A 17,548-nucleotide genomic window follows, 5' to 3' on the forward strand; every position below is an offset into this window, starting at 1 on the left:
CCGGGGCCCGCCCCCCCCCCCCCCCCCCCGTCCCCCCCCCCCGGTGGGGGGGGCGGCGACGCGAAGCGGCGGTTCTGTGCGGACCAACGGTCCGCACCCACCGAGAGAGCAGGTCCGCACCCACCAAGCCTCAGCGCAGGTAATCGCCTTTCGCCATCCCCTCGCCCAGGTGATCCAGGAACGAGCTGATGCGCGCCGACACTGCAGTGTTGCGGTAGTACACCGCGTGGATCGGCTGGTACACATCCAGCGTCTGCGCGGCCAGCACCGGCACCAGGGTGCCGGCGGCGCGGTCGCGGTCGGTGACGAAGTCGGACAGGCAGGTGATGCCCACGCCTTCCACCGCCAGCCGGCGCAGGGTTTCGCCGCTGGAGACGGCGATATCCGGGCGCACCAGCAGCTGCCCGTCGGCGTCACCCGGCAGCGGCCAGCGGTTCAAGGATTCCGGTTCATTGAAGCTGAGCAGCGTGTGCTGGCCCAGCGCGGCCACGCTGGCCGGTTCGCCGTGCGCGGCCAGATAGGCCGGGCTGGCCACCAGCTGCAGCCGGCAGCGCCCCAGCGAGCGCGCGTGCAGGGTGGAATCGGCCAGCGGGCCGATGCGGATGGCCAGGTCGGTGCGCCGCTCCAGCAGGTCGATGTAGCGCTCGGAACTGTTCAGTTCCAGCTGCACTTCCGGGTAGCGCGCACGGTAGCTGGCCACCAGCGGCGCGATCACGTGCAGCACGAAGGGCATGGCCGCATCCACGCGCAGCCGCCCGGCCGGGCGCTCGCGGCGGGCGGCCATCTGTTCCTCGGCCGATTCCACCGCATCGATGATCGCCCGCGCATGGCGCAGGTAGGCCTCGCCCTCGGCGGTCAGGTGCAGGCGGCGGGTGGTGCGGGTCAGCAGGGTAGTGCCCAGCTTCTCTTCCAGCCGGCCCAGCGCGCGGCTGACGCCCGAGGGTGTCTGCCCCAGCTGCTCGGCGGCGGCGCTGATCGAGCCGCTGTCGATGACGGCCAGGAAGGCCTGCATTTCGTCGAGGGTGGTCTTCATGGCGCCATTATTGACCAGCAGGCAAGAGTGATTGGCGTGAAGACCGGTTTTTCGGCAAAGGTGCGCCGCGCACACTGCGCCCCTTCCTTCCCTCCGGAGCCTGCCATGACCCGTGGCATTCCCCTCGCCCTGCTGGCGCTGACCCTCGGCGCCTTCGCCATCGGCACCACCGAGTTCGTCATCGTCGGCCTCATTCCGACCATCGCCGCCGACCTGCATGTCAGCCTGCCCTCGGCCGGCCTGCTGGTCTCGCTGTACGCGCTGGGCGTGGCCATCGGTGCGCCGGTGCTGACCGCACTGACCGGCCGCGTGCCGCGCAAGCAGCTGCTGGTCGCGCTGATGCTGATGTTCACCCTCGGCAACGTCATCGCCTGGATGGCACCGGGCTACACCTCGTTGATCGTCGCCCGCATCCTCACCGGCCTGGCCCATGGCGTGTTCTTCTCCATCGGCTCCATCATCGCCACCGCAGTGGTGCCGAAGGAAAAGGCCGCCAGCGCGATCGCCATCATGTTCACCGGCCTGACCGTGGCACTGGTGACCGGCGTGCCGCTGGGTACCTTCATCGGCCAGCACCTGGGCTGGCGCGCGACCTTCCTCGCCGTGGCCGGGCTGGGCGTGGTGGCTCTGCTGGGTGCGCTGCTGTTCGTGCCGCGCAACGTGCCGCAGAGCGCGCCGGCCAGCTTCCGCCAGCAGCTGGGCGTGCTGGCGCAGCCGCGCCTGCTGCTTGTCTACGCGATGACCGCGCTGGGCTACGGCGGTACGTTCCTGGCCTTCACCTACCTGGCGCCGATCCTGCAGGACGTCACCGGTTTCTCGGCCAATGCGGTCAGCCTGGTGCTGCTGGTGTACGGCGTGTCGGTGGCGATCGGCAACCTGTGGGGCGGCCGCCTGGCCGACCGCCTCGGCCCGGTGCCGGCGCTGAAGCGCATCTTCGCGCTGCTGGCCATCGTGCTGTTCGTGCTCACCTTCACCGCCTACAACACCTGGCTGATGCTGCTGACCGTGCTGGCCCTGGGCGCGGTGGCGTTCGGCAACGTACCGGGCCTGCAGGTGTACGTGGTCAAGCAGGCGCAGCGCTATGCGCCGCAGGCCACTGATGTGGCCTCGGGCCTGAACATCGCCGCGTTCAACGTCGGCATCGCCCTGGGCGCCTCGCTGGGCGGCCTGGTGGTGGAGCACGTCGGCCTGATGCACACGCCGTGGCTGGGCGCGCTGGTGGTGGTGCTGGCCTATGCACTGACCGTGCTCAGCGGCCACCTGGACCGCCGTGATGGCGTCGACCACCGTGCCAAGGGCATCGCCGTTACCGCCCACTGACCGGCAACGCAATGCACCGTTGCCGGCATGCACACGGTCCCTGACCTACCCTTCCTGTTCACTCCTTTTCCCCCCGTTGGAGCTTCCCATGACTGTCCCCGCCTTTGGTCTTGGCACCTTCCGCCTGAAAGACCAGACCGTGATCGATTCCGTCCGCAATGCGCTCGACGTCGGTTACCGCGCCATCGATACCGCGCAGATCTACGGCAACGAAGCCGAGGTCGGCCAGGCCATCGCCGAATCCGGCGTGTCGCGCGATGACATCTACCTGACCACCAAGGTGTGGATCACCGAGTTCAAGCGCGATGCGCTGCTGGCCAGCCTGCGCACCAGCCTGGAAAAACTGCGCACCGACCATGTCGAGCTGACCCTGATCCACTGGCCCTCGCCGAATGACCAGGTGGACGTGCCGATGGAGGAATACCTGCCGGCGCTGGCCGAGGCCAAGGCGCAGGGCCTGACCCGTGAGATCGGCATCTCCAACTTCACCATCGCGCAGACCCGCAAGGCGATCGAGATCCTGGGTGCCGATGCCATCGCCACCAACCAGATCGAGATCCACCCGTACCTGCAGAACCGCCTGCTGGTGAAGTTCCTGCAGGACAACGGCATCCAGATCACCGCCTACATGAGCCTGGCCTACGGCGAAGTGCTGAAGGACCCGGTGATCCAGGCCATTGCCGGCCGCCACCAGGCCACCCCGGCGCAGGTCGCACTGGCCTGGGCGCTGCAGCAGGGCTTTGCGGTCATCCCGTCGTCGACCAAGCGAGAGAACCTGGCCGGCAACCTGGAAGCGGCGGCGATCCGCCTGACCGACGACGACATGGCGCAGATTGCCAAGCTTGATCGTGGCCAGCGCCTGGCCAACCCGGAAGGCATCGCCCCGGCCTGGGATTGAGGAACGGCCGCCGGGCATGGCCCGGCGCTACCGTGGGAAACCTCCGCCGGGCGTGGCCCGGCGCTACCGGATGACGGTGGGTAGCGCTGGGCCATGCCCGGCGGATCCATCAGGCCTGCAACAGCCAGCCGTGCATCGCCGCGCTCACGTCGTCCGGCTTTTCCATCGGTGCCAGGTGCCCGCAGTCAGGCACCACCACCAGCTGCGAATGCGGCACCAGCGCGTGCATTTCCTCGCTCATCGCCAGCGGCGTGATGCGGTCGTTCGCACCGCAGACGATCAGCAGCGGATCGCGGTACGCGGCCAGCACCTCGTGCCCATCGCGGCGTTCCAGCCCGCTCTGGCGCATGAATACTTCCGCGCCCAGCCGCGCGGTCATGTCGCGCACGCGCTGCACCAGCACGTAGTCGTCCAGCCGCGACGCATCGATGTAGCTGCGCATCAGCGCATCACCGAAACCATGGAACTTGCCGGGCAGGCGCACGCTGGCACGCTGGCTGCGGCGCTGTTCGGCGCGCTCGGGTGAATCGGCATGGATCGAGGTATCGACCAGCGCCAGCTGCAGCACGCGCTCGGGCGCGATGCGCAGGATCTGCTGGGCGACGAAGCCCCCCAGCGAGAAGCCCGCCAGGGCGAAGCGCTCGGGCGCCTGCGCCAGCACGTCCTCGGCCACCGCCTGCAGGGTCTCGCCACGGGTCTGGTCGCCTACGGTGCAATCGGCGATATCGGCCAGGTCGGCCAGCTGCGCGCGCCACAGCTCGGCGTCGTTGAGCAGGCCGGGGAGCAGCAGCAGGGGGATGCGATCGGTCATGGGGGTATTGTCGCGCGGCCGGGTGGGTCCGGCCATGCCGCAGACGGCGTCATGCATTGCCTATGCCGTTGCATCGATACTCCTTTCGAAATCCACTTTCGAACTATTCCTATGGATTTTCACAATCCGGACATGGCAAAACCTCACTACCCGTCGTGAAGATGGAACGCACGGCGACAGCAGTTTACGTTCACTTGGAAGCGGACGAAGGAGAAAGTAAATGCTTTGGAAGGCATTGCCACTCATCCCACTGTTCTGCGTGCCTTCACTTGCGCGTGCACAGGACTACATTGACGAGATATCCAATTACGCTGAGCGAGTTCAAGCACGAAGAACCTCGCCTCTGGATCCGGAGTCAGCCTTCGGCTCGCAGATATCGCATCTGGATGGAAGCACACGATTCTCGGTCGTGGATGTCACCTTGCCGGGCAACAACCCCCTGCCCGTTGAAGTTCGTAGAACCCGCTCCTTTGACGAACGCTACCTTACTCGTGACGCCAGGCTTTACGCATTTGGAAGTGCGTACGACTGGGCTCTGGACGTCCCCTACATAGAGGGCACTTTCTCATCTCAAGGATGGGTCGTCGGCCCTTCAGGCGACCCTGACCGACACGCGCGATGCAGCCGACCTCAGAAGCCGTATATGGTGCTGTCAGGTGACTTCTACGAGGAAAAGATGTGGGGCGGCTACAGCCTGAACCTGCCTGGGAAAGGTGGACGTCTTCTCCTCAAGACCGCGCCGGGCGTCCCTGTACCCCAAGATGGCCGATCCTATCCGTGGGTCGCCGAGGACAACATCCGGGTCACCTGCCTGTCACGCCTTGTCGATGGTCAACCCGGGGAAGGATTCATCGTTCTGGATGGCGATGGTCTCACATACACATTCGACACGATGATCACTCGCCAGATGGCGAACTTCCGTATGCGCTCCTATCACTCGGTGAGCCAATTCAAAGTCTATATCGCCGCATCCAAAGTTGAAGACAAGAACGGCAACTGGGTTCGCTATAGCTACGAGAACGGGTTCCTCACTGCAATCATCGGCAGTGATGGCCGAAACATCACATTAGGCTACGCCAATGGCCGCCTGGCAACCGTCTCGGCCAACGGGCGTACCTGGTCCTATCATTACCGTGAAGCCGGTGTTACCGCGGACGGCGGATTGGCCGAGGTAGTTCTCCCAGATGGGGCCCGATGGTCTTACAGCTGGTCGGGCTCGCTGCGCCCGGCAAAGATGCCGGCACCGCAGGAAAGCGACACCCCGTGCGACATGATCGTGGGCAGAGTTGATGGCCCCTACCGATACACCATCGGGCATCCAGCGGGTGCATCGGCAACGTATGCATTCGAGCACAAGACCATGCTGCGCTCAAATCTGGACGCCTGCAGTGCTCCGGTGCAACCCAACTATTATTCTCTCTGGTCTCTTACCGAACGCGTCATCGACGGTCCGGGCATCAATGCCCAGCGATCATCGTTCGAAGTTTCTACAGCTTATCCGGATGACGCAGTGCGGTGGTCCAAGGCAACGTGGCCGGATGGATCAAGTACACGATTCGCATTCGGAAAGACGTACCGCGTCGACGAGGGAAAGTTGATGCGCCAGACGACATTGGCCGCTGATGGAACGACGCTCCGTGATGTAGTCAACGAGTATCACAGCAACCCACCCAGTGGCGCACCTTACATGGGCCGCATCGGGGACAGCCTGCATTTCATGCAGGCGGCCGATGGCCTGGTACAGCCGCAATGGAAGACAACCACGACTCAGGAACAGACGAACTACTCACGCCAGACACTGGTATGGGACGATCTCGTGCGACCGCTACAGGTTACCAGCAGTGGACCGTCCGGATCGACCGGCGACATCCATGTGTATCGAGACAACCCAACCAGATGGATCATGGGTGCAGTTGCCTCTACATCAGACAGCGCATCGGGTGAAGAAGTTTCGGCAATCCGTTACGACGATCTTCTCAGACCGGTAGAGCGATACGCGTTCGGACTGATGACGATACGCATTGCATACAACCCCGATGGAAGCGTGTCTTCCGCAAGTGACTCTACTGGTCGAACGACGCAGTTCCAGCACTGGCATCGCGGTGTTCCGCGACGTGTGGAACACCCCGATGGATCGACTGTTCTCGCCACGGTGGATAACAACGGTTGGCTGCGATCAACCACGGACGAAAATGGATTCACCACCTCTTACGACTATGACCCGATGGGGCGCCTAACGCTGGTTCAGGCTCCCGCAGATATTGACCAGACATGGACACCGACGCAGACGCAGCTACTGCGATTGACGAGTCCTGAATCAGGCATAGCCGCGGGCCATTGGAAGCAGATCGAGTCCACTGGAAGCGGTAAACACATCACCTATCTGGATGGACTATGGCGTCCGGTGCTTCTGGAGAGCTTCGATGCTGAAGACCGAGAGGGAACACTTTCACAGGTGTTCCGCAGGTTCGATCACCAGAACCGAGTGATCTTTGAGTCCTATCCCGGTAGATATCGCTAAGGGAGCGTGTAGATGAACAATCTGATCCGTTCACTCTTCCTGGTGCTCGCTTCGGTGTGGACCCATTGCGCCTTTGCGCAGGCATCGATCACCCTCAGCGGGCCACCATCCAGCAGCTACATGGCGCCGGCAAACTTCGATCTTCAGGCCACCTACTACGTCTCAAGTGGGCCGAAGGCAGAATTCATCGAAGATCCGGTGGTAAGCCAGAATGGCGCGCCGATTGCACGACTTCTGGAGGGCACGGTTCCCATCCGCGGCCTGCCAGCCGGCCGCTACGAATTCATTTTCACGGCGCGAGCAGTGCGCATCCTCCCCGATGGCGACATGACTTCGCGTCCGCTGCGAAGCGGCCCCATCATCGTCGACGTAACTGCGCCACCTGTGCCCGTTGATTCAGCGTCGCCCGGCGCTACGTCATATCCCAATCCATCATTGGCGGGCCGGGCCGGCGCAGTGACCATCCAGATGATCAATACCGGGGAGACGACTTGGAGCGCGGGCAGCTACGTACTCGATACGCCTCACGAGTTCACGCGCGATTTCTGGAAATTCAGCCCACAGCCGGTAACTCATGATGTACCTCCCGGTGCATCATTCACGTTCAACTTTGCAATCACCCCCAGCTACTACGACCCGCACGTCGAGTGGCGGAACATCGAGTTTCAGCTGCGCAGGGATCATAGGTGGTTTGGCCTGAAAAGCTACACCAGCATCTTTGTACGCGAGCCCATGAACGCCGCAGCCTTTGATTCCCAATCCGTTTCAGCACAGATGGAGGCGGGCAAGCCCTACGAAGTCGTGATCAGGATGCGTAATGCAGGCGATGATCCCTGGCGAAGCCAGGAGGGCTTTGCGCTGGGCTCCCAGAATCCGGGCGACAATATGACCTGGGGGATTCATCGCATCACAACTGGCGATGTGCCGGTAGGTGAAGTCGGTGAATTCAGGGCCGTCGTAACTGCGCCCGGCAAAGCGGGCAGCTACAGTTTTCAATGGCGGATGCTGCGCGAAGGCGTGGAGTGGTTTGGTGTGCCCACGCCGGATGTACTGATATCGGTTGTAGAGCCACCACCTCCGCCGCCACCGGCGCTGGTAGGTACAACGTATGTCTATGACGCGCTGGGGCGGGAGATAGGGACGTCCGCTGACAGCGAGCTTGGCCCGCTGGTGACGGCAACCGCCTATCTACCGGGCAATCGAAGAGCCCATGCCAACGCCCGCGGCAAGGTGACTACGACAACCTATCAAGGGTTTGAGACGCCAAGTGGTGAGCACGTCCTCAAGGTCGAAGAGCCAGAAGGTCGCGTCACCCACATCGATCGTGATCGCTTTGCAGCAATCCATCGAATCGCACGCGAGGTTGGATCGGGATCCATTGAACGCAAGTACGTCTACGACGCACATCATCGTCTGTGCAAGAGTCTCGAACCGGAGTCAGGCGCAACCGTCATGGGCTACGATCCGGCAGGCCGCATACTGTGGAGGGCGACAGGCCTCGACCTGCCTTCGCTGAAGACATGTGATTCCGAGGTCGCCCAAGCATCCTCACGTACCATTAGCCACAGCTACGACGTCAATGGTCGCTTGGCTGCCATCTACAGCCCCGATGGAAACGGAAACCAGACGTTCCGCTACGCGCCGGACGGGCTGGTGCTCGAAGCCACTGCCGGCAACGGCGGCTCCCTGCCAGACTCGGCCATCAAAGTGGGATATAACAGCCGCCGCATGGTCACTTCCGAGACCTCGTCATTGTCTGGACGAGACGATTGGACCAGCAGCTACTACTATGATGCGAACGGCTCGGTCACCAAGCACGCGCTCCCGTCGGGCGTAGAACTCAACTATGCGCCTGATGCCTTGGGTCGGCCTCGTCACGTCATCGATCAGCGCGGGCGCGTCTTTGCGAGCGAGATCAAGCGACACGCCAACGGCGCGGTCTCCGGGTTCACCTACGGCAATGGCATTGCCCATCGCATCGCTCAGAACCTGCGCCAGCTGCCAGCGCGGATTAGTTCTGGTGCAGCGATGGACTTCGAGTACTACTACGACGAGCGTGCGAATGTCGCTGGCATGGCGGACCACACTCAGGGACCGTCGGCTACTCGATTGATGACCTATGATGGCATCGACCGACTGATATCCGTGCAGTCTGAACTGCCTGGGGTTGGACAGCGATTCGAATACGATCAGGCAGACAATCTGCGACGCATCGATACGATTGGACAGCTTACGCGGCATCACTACTTCGACGCGCATCATCGCTTGACCAACGTCCGGGACGACGCGGGCTCGACCATCACTGGCCTCGCCTACGACTCGGCTGGCAATGTCTCGCGTAAGAATGGCGTTGCATACACATTCGACCTGCAGAATCGCCTGCGATCATCTGGCGATGGCGTCAGGTATGGGTATGACGCGAGGGGAAGGCGGGTTCAGTTGGCAGATGGCTCTTCGACCTCCGACAGTAGATACATGTACTTGAGTTCCGGTGACGTATCCAGAGCCTTTGATGGGGAGAGCGTAGTGCTGACCGAGAACGTCTATCTTGGGCGCGATGCCATCGCCTCGATTCGAACTTCCATAGACGGCACTGAGTCCATCAACTTCCACCACATCGACGCGTTGGGTTCTCGGGTGGCATCGACTCAGGCCGATGGTGCACTGCTGCGAAGGACCAGCTACAGCGCTTTTGGGAGCAGCGATCAAGCCGCCAGCGGTGCTATCGGGTACACGGGTCACATTGAGGATGCAGCTACCGATATGATTTACATGCAACAACGCTACTACGATCCTTCTATCGGATCATTCCTAAGTACCGATCCGGTAACGTTGTATGGAAGTGGGGTGATTGGTCAATTCTCCCGGTACTCCTATGCATACAACAACCCATATCGCTTCTCTGATCCTGATGGACGATGCCCTTGGTGTGTCGGTGCGGGGATCGGAATTGGCCTGGAACTCGCCAGACAGGTTGTCACTGGCGAAATACAGGATACAAGCCTGAGGGGAATTGCGGGAAATGTTGGAAAAGCGCTGATCGCGGGTGCAGCAGGTGCCACGGGATCCGGAATTTCGAGTGGCGTGGCGAGATTGACCACGAGTCTGGCTGTCCGCGCCACGGCAAACGCTGCTGCAGGAGCGGCTATCGGTGCCGTTTCTACCGGAGCCAACAATGCAATTGAGGGAGGCAATCTTACAGATGGAATGTCAACCAGTGCTCTTGTCGGCGGAGCGACTGGGGCGGCTGGATCCCTGATCGGGGATGCCATTGACGTGACGAAGGCGGCAATCAACACCCGCTCCGTGAACGCAATTCCGTTGGCGGACAGGAATCTCCTGGATCATATGAAGGCCACGACGCCAAAAGGATCCTCGTCATCAAGTATTGTGGGCGGAGGAGCTGCGGCGAGCAATGCCATATCCAATTCGAACGGAATTGTAGAATCCTGCGCGGTCGAGAAGGGGTGCTGATCTTGCGAGCAAGAACAATAATATTGTTGATATTAAGCGGTTTCCCGGATGCTATCGGCATCGCACTTGTTGGAGCTTTCGTCGAGGCTCTTTACAGATTCCTTGTTCACACAGATGTACTAAAGGGTGGGCTTGAATTCCTCCCACTTGCGGGATGCCTCGTAGCAGCAGGTGTAGTCTCTTCAGTTCGGCTGTTAAAGCTACTAAGAAGATCAGGTAAGAAGACCTGAGAGCCTACGTCCGGCCTATCGGGCATCGGAATAGATGCCCGTACTTTCTAAGCGCGCAGCCTTTCGCCACAAATGATTGATCGAGACAACTCCATCGGTCCGGCGTTGACGATGGAGGGCGGGACGATCGGGGACAGCCTCCGATTGCCGAGATTTGACCACCTCGCTCGCAGAGGAGCGGATTCGAGCCCGCAATCGGTCACTGGGTATTGTCGCGCGGCAGGGTGGGTCCGGCCATGCCGCAACGGGCGATTGCGTTGTAGAGTCGAGCCATGGCAGACCCCTACAACAGCGGCATCCCCTCCCCTCCGGCCCTGCGCTTCGAGGATTCACTGGTCACCACCGCCTTCGAGCTGCCCGGCTACCGCGTGGCCCGCAACCTGGGCGTGGTGCGCGGCATCACCGTGCGCTCGCGCTCGATCGTCGGCAACTTCCTCGGCGGCATCCAGACGATCTTCGGCGGCAACATCACCATCTACACCGAGCTGTGCGAGCAGGCCCGCGAGGAAACCTACCGCGACATGGTCAAGCACGCGCGGCAGCTGGGCGCCAACGCCATCATCGGCATGCGCTACGACGCCACGGATGTGATGACCGGGCTGACCGAAGTGCTGTGCTATGGCACGGCGGTGGTGGTGGAGCCGCTGCGGTAACCTGGCCGTAGAGTCGAGCTTGCTCGACTGCTTTGCGATGGCGGCAGTCGAGCAAGCTCGACTCTACACAGAGGGAGCAGGCACTTCGACCTGCTGCACCGGCAGGGTAACCATCATCACGGTCGGGTCGTCCGGGTCCAGCCGGGTCTTGAAGCCCAGGCTCTGGCACATCGCCAGCATGGTGCTGTTCTCGCGCAGCACCTGGCCCTCCACCACGTCCAGCCCCAGCCACTTGGCGTACTCGATCATGATCGCCATCAGGCGCCAGCCGATGCCGTGGCCCTTCAGGTCCGAGCGGATCAGGATGCCGTACTCACCGCGATGGTAGTCGGCGTCGGCATGCAGGCGCACCGCACCGAGCATGTCGCCGTTGCGCGGGTCGATGGCCACCAGCGCGATCGAGCGCGCGTAGTCGAGCTGGGTCAGGCGCGCGATGAACTCGTGGCTGAAGTGCTTCACCGACTGGAAGAAGCGCAGGCGCAGGTCTTCATCGCTGACGCGGGCGAAGAACGCGCGGAACAGTGCATCGTCCTCCGGCCGCACCGGGCGCACGAAGGCGCGGCCGCCATCGGACAGCTCGAGGGTGCGCTCCCACTCCTTCGGGTACGGGAACACCGAAAAACGTGGATGGCCGCGGCCCTTGTGCAGGATGCGCGACGGCGCGATGGCCACGCGTGCGTCGAGGGCGAGGATGCCCTTGCCGTCCACCAGCAGCGGGTTGATGTCCAGCGTGCGCACTTCGGGAATGTCGGCCGCCAGCTGCGCCAGCTTCACCAGGGCCAGCGCCAGCGCGCGCTCATCGGCGGCCGGCACATCGCCATAGGCCTTGAGGATGCGCGAGGCACGGGTCTGGCCGATCAGTTCGTGGGCCAGGCGCAGGTCCAGCGGTGGCAGCGCCAGCGCCTTGTCGTTGATGACTTCCACCGCGGTGCCGCCGCGGCCGACCACGATGACCGGGCCGAACGTGGCGTCATCGGCGATGCCGACGATGATCTCGCGCGCCTTCGGGCGGATGATGGTCGGCTGCACCAGCAGGCCGTCGATGCGCGCATCCGGGCGCAGCTGGCGGGCGCGTTCGAGGATGGCATTGGCCGCGCTCTGCACTGCCGGCAACGTCGCCAGATTCAGGCGCACGCCATCCACTTCGGATTTGTGCGGAATGTCCGGCGACAGGATCTTCAGCGCGACCGTGGCACCGCGCTCCAGCAGCGGCTGCGCCAGGTCCATCGCTTCATGCGCGTCGCGGGCATGCATCACCGGCGCGGACGGAATGCCGTAGGCCTTGAGCAGATCGTGGGTGGCCAGCGGGTCCAGCCACTGCTGGCCATTGGCCAGCGCGGCGTCGACCAGTGCACGCGCACGCTCGGTATCCACGCTGAAATCCTGCGGCAGGCTGGGCGGCGTTTCCATCAGCGCGTTCTGCGCTTCGCGGTAGCGCACCAGGTGCTGGAAGCCGCGCACCGCTTCGGCCTCGGTCGGATAGGTCGGCACGCGCGCGGCATTGAGCGTGGCGGTGGCCTGGTCATCATTGCCCAGCCATACCGCGAAGACCGGCTTGTCGCGGTGGTGGCGCGGGCGCAGGCCGAGCGTGCGGGTCAGCGCCTGCGCGGCATCGGCCGAAGAAGTGAACGCAGTGGGCACGTTGACCACCATCACCGCATCGTTCTCGTTGTCGGCCAGCAGCGCCTCGATGGCAGCCGCGTAGCGATCACCATCGGCGTCGACCACGATGTCGACCGGGTTGCTGCGCGACCAGCCCTGCGGCAGCACTTTGTCCAGCGTTTCCACCGTGCTGTCGGACAGCTGCGCAAGGGTGCCACGCAGCGCGACCAGCTGGTCCACCGCCAGGCGACCGACGCCACCGCCATTGCTGAGCACGGCCAGGCGGCGGCCGGGGAAAGTGCCCAAGCGGCCCAAGGTCTCCGCTGCGGTGAACAGTTCGTCCAGTGCATTCACGCGCAGCAGGCCGGCGCGGTTGAAAGCGGCGCCGTAGACATCATCGGCGCGGGCCAGTGCCTGCACGTGGGTGTCGGCGCTGCCGGGCTGCACGCGCTCGGCGCGGCCGGATTTGACCACCACCACGGGCTTGGCGCGCGCGGCGGCACGCGCGGCCGACATGAACTTGCGCGCGTCCTTGATGTGTTCGACGTAGAGCAGGATGGCGCGGGTGCGGTAGTCGGTGGCGAAGTAATCGAGCAGGTCGCCGAAGTCGACGTCCATGGTGTCGCCCAGCGAAACCACGGCGGAAAAACCCACCGAACGTGCCACGCCCCACTCCACCAGCGCGGCGGCAATGGCCGAGGATTCGGAGATCAACGCGAGGTCACCGGCCTGCGGGAAGTGCGCGGCGATGCTGGCGTTGAGCCGCGCATGCGGCGCGATGACGCCCAGGCAGTGCGGGCCGAGGATGCGCAGGCCGTGCTTGCGCGCCACCGTTTCCACCTGTTCGGACAGTGATCCCGGGCCTTCGCCGAGGTGCGCGGTGAGGATGATCGCCGCCTGCACGCCGCGCTCGGCGGCGGTACGCACCACCTGCGGCACGATCGCCGCGGGCGCGGTGATGACCACCAGGTCAGGTACCCAGTCGAGATCGTTCAGCCGCTTGACCGTGCGGATGCCGTCGATCGCGGCGTGACGCGGGTTGATCCACGCCACCTTGCCGGGAAAGCCGGTGCCACGCAGGTTGCGCATCACCGCACGACCGGCGGAGCGCTCACGCGGGCTGCCGCCGATCACCGCGACCGACTGCGGACGGAACACGGACTGCAGGTGGTAGGTACTCATGCGCCTACGGTACCCAAATTCCGTGGCGATGGGGTCGGCGACGGGGTCGGATCCCTTTCCGCAGGAAAGGGCTCTGACCCCTGCTGCGGATATCCGGGGTCGGAGCCCTTCGCTGCGCGAAGGGATCCGACCCCGACCCACACATTTTCTTTGTTACAGCAGGGTGCCGTGCAGGATGAGGGCGGCGATGCTGAAGTAGATCACCAGGCCGGTCACGTCCACGAGGGTGGCCACGAACGGTGCCGAGGCACTGGCCGGGTCGAAGCCCAGGCGCTTGAGGATGAAGGGCAGCATCGAGCCGGACAGCGAGCCGAACGTGACGATGCCCACCAGGGCCGCGCCGATGGTGATGGCCAGCAGGATCCAGTGCTCGCCGTAGTCGTGCAGGCCGCCCAGCTGCCAGATGACGATGCGCACGATGGCCAGGCAGCCGAGGATGGCGCCCAGCACCATGCCGGTCGGCACTTCGCGCAGCGCCACCTTCCACCAGTCGCTCAAGCGCAGCTCGCGCAGGGCCAGGCTGCGGATCAGCAACGAAGTGGCCTGCGAACCGGAGTTGCCGCCCGAGCTCATGATGAGCGGAATGAACAGGGTCAGCACCACCGCGCGCGCCAGTTCGTCCTCGTAGTGCTGCATCGCGCTGGCGGTGAGCATCTCGCCGAGGAACAGCACGCTCAGCCAGCCGGCGCGCTTGCACAGCATCTCGAAGAAACCGATCTGCATGTACGGCTTGTCCAGCGCTTCCATGCCGCCGAACTTGTGCGCATCCTCGGTCGATTCCTCGATGAGCGCATCGAGCACGTCGTCGACGGTGACGATGCCCAGCAGGTGCTGCTGCGCGTCCACCACCGGAATGGCCAACAGGTCGTGGCGGCGGATCAGCCGCGCCACTTCTTCCTGGTCCAGCAGGGCATCGACGGTGACCGGCGGATTGACCTGGGCCACGTCGAGGATCGACTCCTCCGGCAGGCCGGTGATCAGCCGGCGCATGGTCACCACCTGCTGCAGCTGCTGGCTGGCCGGATCGAGCACGTAGATCGCGTACACGGTCTCGCGGGTACGCTCGACCTGGCGGATGTGCTGCAGGGTCTGGGCCACGGTCCAGGTGGCGGGCACGGCGACGAACTCGGTGGTCATCAGCGCGCCGGCGGTGTTTGCCGGGTAGCTCAGCAGCGTCTGGATGGCCTGGCGGGCATCGCTACCCAGCAGCGGGATCAGCCGCGCGCGTTCTTCCTCGTCCAGCTCGTGGACGATGTCGGTGGCGCGGTCGTCGGCCATCAGCCCCAGCAGCGCGGCGGCGCGGGCCGGCGGCAATGCGGCCACCAGCTCGCCACTGCGGTGCAGTTCGGGCGCTTCGAGCATCTTCACCGCGCGCGGCAGCGACAGCGCGGCCAGCGTTTCGGCGGCGCGCTCCAGGTCGAGCGTGTTGAGGAACTCCACCGCGTCGGCGGTGTTGTAGTTGGCCAGGGGTGCGGCGAGGGCAGCGGCGTCGGCCACCGGGCGCAGCAATTGCTTCTGGTTCATGGGCTTGCCTTGTGGGGATGCGACCTCGCGCAACGCCAACGCAGGCAAACCGACCCGATATCAGGCGGTAGCCATCGCTGGCGTCGAACGAGGTCGACTTCTACTGTCGCTGGACATGGGTTGGGGACTCCGGATGGGTGTACTGCCTGACACGCTCGACAACGGCGCGACCGGCAGCGGCGGGCAGTCTGGACCTGCCGGCACGCCCGGTCAACCCTGGCCCGGGCTCGCAGTCAGGTGCCCGTGGGGTCAGAGCTCTTTGCGGCGCAAAGGGATCTGACCCCGGCCTTCCGTGACCGTTGTCGTGCGTGCACAGGCGGGCGCGCATAATGACGGGGTGGCCTGCACGGCCGCGCTCCCCCCGCCGCACGCACGCAGCAAAGGCCCCCGCGATGACCAGGTATTCCCATGCATAGCGGTGGTCTGGAACTGGCGCTGGTGCTGCTGCTGGCCGCGGTGATCGCGGTGCCGGTGTTCAAGAAGTTCGGCTTTGGCGCAGTGCTCGGCTACCTCGCCGCCGGCGTGGTGCTGGGCCCGGACGGGCTGGGCTTCGTGCAGGACGCCGACCGCATCCTCGGCGCGGCCGAGATCGGCGTGGTGATGCTGCTGTTCGTCATCGGCCTGGAGCTGTCGCCCGCCCGCCTGAAGGTGATGCGGCGCTCGGTGTTCGGCGCGGGCGCGGCGCAGGTGGCGCTGTCCGGCCTGCTGCTGGGTGGCCTGCTGCTGCTCGATCATTTCCAGTGGAAGAGCGCGCTGGTGGTCGGCATCGCGCTGGCCCTGTCCTCCACCGCGGTGGGCCTGCAGCTGCTGTCCGAGCACAAGGCGATCAACAGCGACCATGGCCGGCTGGGCTTTGCCATCCTGCTGTTCCAGGACCTGATCGCGATCCCGCTGCTGGCCGCCATCCCGCTGCTGGGCGGGGCGAAGAACGAGACGCTGCGCTGGGAAGACGCGGCCGTGGCGCTGGGTGCGCTGGCGGTGGTGATCCTGTGCGGGCGGCCGGTGCTGCGCAAGGTGTTCGGCATCATCGCCCGCACCCGCAGCCCGGAAGTGTTCACCGCCACCGCGCTGCTGGTGGTGCTGGGCACCGCGTGGTTCATGCAGGAAGCCGGCCTCAGCCCCAGCCTGGGCGCGTTTTTGGCCGGCGTGCTGTTGTCCGATTCGGAATTCCGCCACGAGCTGGAAGCGCAGATCGAGCCGTTCAAGGGCCTGCTGCTGGGCCTGTTCTTCATCGCCGTGGGCATGGGCATCGACCTCGACCGCATCGCTGCCGAGCCGTGGCTGATCGCCGCGGGCGTGGCCGCGTTGCTGGTGGTGAAGTTCAGCCTGCTGTACCTGATCGGCCGCATCGCCAAGCTGGGGTCGCGGCAGTCGCTGCTGCTGGGCAGCGTGCTGTGGCTGGGTGGCGAGTTCGCCTTCGTGGTGTTCAACGAAGCGCAGCGCGCGCACCTGCTGGGCGACGCCAACCATGACCGGCTGGTGGCCATCGTTGGCCTGTCGATGGCGATCACGCCGCTGCTGATGCTGGTGCTGCTGAAGCTGCTGGGCCGGGAAAAGCCGGCGCCGCGCGATGCCGCACCGGCCGACAAGGTGGCCCCGGACAACCAGCCCAAGGTGCTGATCGCCGGCATGGGCCGCTTCGGCCAGGTGATCGCGCGCCTGCTGACCGCGCAGAAGGTGCCGTTCGTGGCACTGGAAGCGAACCCGGACACCGTGGCCGACCTGCGCCGCTTCGGCAACCAGCTCTACTACGGCGACCCGACCCGGCCGGAGATGCTGCGCGCCGCGGGCGGCGAGCATATCGACGTGTTCGTGATCACCGTGGACGATCCGGAAACCAACCTGCGCGCGGTGCGCATGGTGCGCCGCCTGTACCCGGATGCGAAGGTGCTGGCACGCGCGCGCAACCGCCAGCATGCGTGGCGCCTGATGGACATGTCGGCCGAGCCGTTCCGCGAGGTGTTCGGCACCAGCCTGGAAATGAGCGGGCGCGTGCTGACCGCGCTGGGCGTGGCCGCGGACGTGGCACAGCGCCATGTGCAGCGGTTCCGCGAGCATGACGAACAGCTGCTGCGCGACCAGTACCTGGTCTACGACGACGAAGCCGCGGTGATCCAGACCTCGCGCGATGCGCGCAATGACCTGATGCATCTGTTCGAGGCCGACGCGGAAAGCGACGAGAAGTAGGTGTGCCGACCAACGGTCGGCACCCACATTCAGGCCGCCGGGGCGCGCCCCGCGCCCCCCCCCCGCGCCCCCCGCCGGGGGGGGGGGGGGGGGGGGCCCCGCGGGCCCGGGAC

The 17,548-nt window shown here is 64.7% G+C and carries 10 protein-coding genes; 6 read left to right on the forward strand and 4 right to left on the reverse strand.

The features are described from left to right. Positions 1–130: 130 nt before the first annotated feature. Positions 131–1,033: a LysR family transcriptional regulator gene (locus IAE56_RS16990; RefSeq protein ID WP_164073466.1), complete on the reverse strand. Its 903-nt coding sequence runs from the start codon at positions 1,031–1,033 to the stop codon at positions 131–133. A gap of 105 nt (positions 1,034–1,138) precedes the next feature. Between IAE56_RS16990 and IAE56_RS16995 the strand changes: the two genes are divergently transcribed. Together IAE56_RS16995 and dkgB are read left to right on the forward strand one after the other, a co-directional pair. After that, on the forward strand, positions 1,139–2,353 hold the full coding sequence (locus tag IAE56_RS16995; RefSeq protein WP_200753324.1) for an MFS transporter: 1,215 nt from the start codon (positions 1,139–1,141) through the stop codon (positions 2,351–2,353). Positions 2,354–2,441: 88 nt separating this feature from the next. Continuing rightward, positions 2,442–3,251 carry a 2,5-didehydrogluconate reductase DkgB gene (gene dkgB / locus IAE56_RS17000; protein WP_200753325.1) on the forward strand — a complete coding sequence of 270 codons (810 nt, stop codon included), beginning with the start codon at positions 2,442–2,444 and terminating at the stop codon, positions 3,249–3,251. 109 nt (positions 3,252–3,360) lie between these two features. Here the strand turns inward: dkgB and IAE56_RS17005 are convergent, their stop codons facing one another. After that, on the reverse strand, positions 3,361–4,062 hold the full coding sequence (locus IAE56_RS17005) for an alpha/beta hydrolase (RefSeq protein ID WP_200753326.1): 702 nt from the start codon (positions 4,060–4,062) through the stop codon (positions 3,361–3,363). A gap of 220 nt (positions 4,063–4,282) precedes the next feature. Between IAE56_RS17005 and IAE56_RS17010 the strand changes: the two genes are divergently transcribed. The 3 genes from IAE56_RS17010 (at position 4,283) to IAE56_RS17020 (ending at position 10,940) form a co-directional block, all read left to right on the forward strand. Beyond that, positions 4,283–6,583, forward strand: a complete 2,301-nt coding sequence (locus tag IAE56_RS17010) for an RHS repeat domain-containing protein (protein WP_200753327.1) — start codon at positions 4,283–4,285, stop codon at positions 6,581–6,583. 12 nt (positions 6,584–6,595) lie between these two features. Then, complete coding sequence (locus IAE56_RS17015) at positions 6,596–10,057, forward strand: RHS repeat-associated core domain-containing protein (protein WP_200753328.1); 3,462 nt, start codon at positions 6,596–6,598, stop codon at positions 10,055–10,057. 502 nt (positions 10,058–10,559) lie between these two features. After that, entirely contained in the window at positions 10,560–10,940 is a 381-nt protein-coding gene (locus IAE56_RS17020; RefSeq protein ID WP_108754558.1) for a YbjQ family protein, read from the forward strand. A 63-nt stretch (positions 10,941–11,003) separates the two neighbouring features. Here the strand turns inward: IAE56_RS17020 and IAE56_RS17025 are convergent, their stop codons facing one another. Together IAE56_RS17025 and mgtE are read right to left on the reverse strand one after the other, a co-directional pair. Then, positions 11,004–13,724 (reverse strand): bifunctional acetate--CoA ligase family protein/GNAT family N-acetyltransferase, encoded by a 2,721-nt coding sequence (locus IAE56_RS17025; RefSeq protein ID WP_200753329.1) that lies wholly within the window; start codon positions 13,722–13,724, stop codon positions 11,004–11,006. A gap of 153 nt (positions 13,725–13,877) precedes the next feature. Next, positions 13,878–15,248: a magnesium transporter gene (mgtE, locus tag IAE56_RS17030; protein WP_200753330.1), complete on the reverse strand. Its 1,371-nt coding sequence runs from the start codon at positions 15,246–15,248 to the stop codon at positions 13,878–13,880. A gap of 408 nt (positions 15,249–15,656) precedes the next feature. On the opposite strand from mgtE, the gene IAE56_RS17035 reads away from it, so the two are divergent. Continuing rightward, positions 15,657–17,435 carry a monovalent cation:proton antiporter-2 (CPA2) family protein gene (locus IAE56_RS17035; protein ID WP_200753331.1) on the forward strand — a complete coding sequence of 593 codons (1,779 nt, stop codon included), beginning with the start codon at positions 15,657–15,659 and terminating at the stop codon, positions 17,433–17,435. Positions 17,436–17,548 lie beyond the last annotated feature (113 nt).

This window comes from Stenotrophomonas sp. S41 (assembly GCF_016624625.1).
Taxonomy (GTDB): domain Bacteria; phylum Pseudomonadota; class Gammaproteobacteria; order Xanthomonadales; family Xanthomonadaceae; genus Stenotrophomonas.

Coding starts and splice junctions, on each gene's coding strand:
- IAE56_RS16990 (WP_164073466.1), bottom strand. CDS start 1,033: ATGAAGACCACCCTCGACGAAATGCAGGCCTTCCTGGCCGTCATCGAC.
- IAE56_RS16995 (WP_200753324.1), top strand. CDS start 1,139: ATGACCCGTGGCATTCCCCTCGCCCTGCTGGCGCTGACCCTCGGCGCC.
- dkgB (WP_200753325.1), top strand. CDS start 2,442: ATGACTGTCCCCGCCTTTGGTCTTGGCACCTTCCGCCTGAAAGACCAG.
- IAE56_RS17005 (WP_200753326.1), bottom strand. CDS start 4,062: ATGACCGATCGCATCCCCCTGCTGCTGCTCCCCGGCCTGCTCAACGAC.
- IAE56_RS17010 (WP_200753327.1), top strand. CDS start 4,283: ATGCTTTGGAAGGCATTGCCACTCATCCCACTGTTCTGCGTGCCTTCA.
- IAE56_RS17015 (WP_200753328.1), top strand. CDS start 6,596: ATGAACAATCTGATCCGTTCACTCTTCCTGGTGCTCGCTTCGGTGTGG.
- IAE56_RS17020 (WP_108754558.1), top strand. CDS start 10,560: ATGGCAGACCCCTACAACAGCGGCATCCCCTCCCCTCCGGCCCTGCGC.
- IAE56_RS17025 (WP_200753329.1), bottom strand. CDS start 13,724: ATGAGTACCTACCACCTGCAGTCCGTGTTCCGTCCGCAGTCGGTCGCG.
- mgtE (WP_200753330.1), bottom strand. CDS start 15,248: ATGAACCAGAAGCAATTGCTGCGCCCGGTGGCCGACGCCGCTGCCCTC.
- IAE56_RS17035 (WP_200753331.1), top strand. CDS start 15,657: ATGCATAGCGGTGGTCTGGAACTGGCGCTGGTGCTGCTGCTGGCCGCG.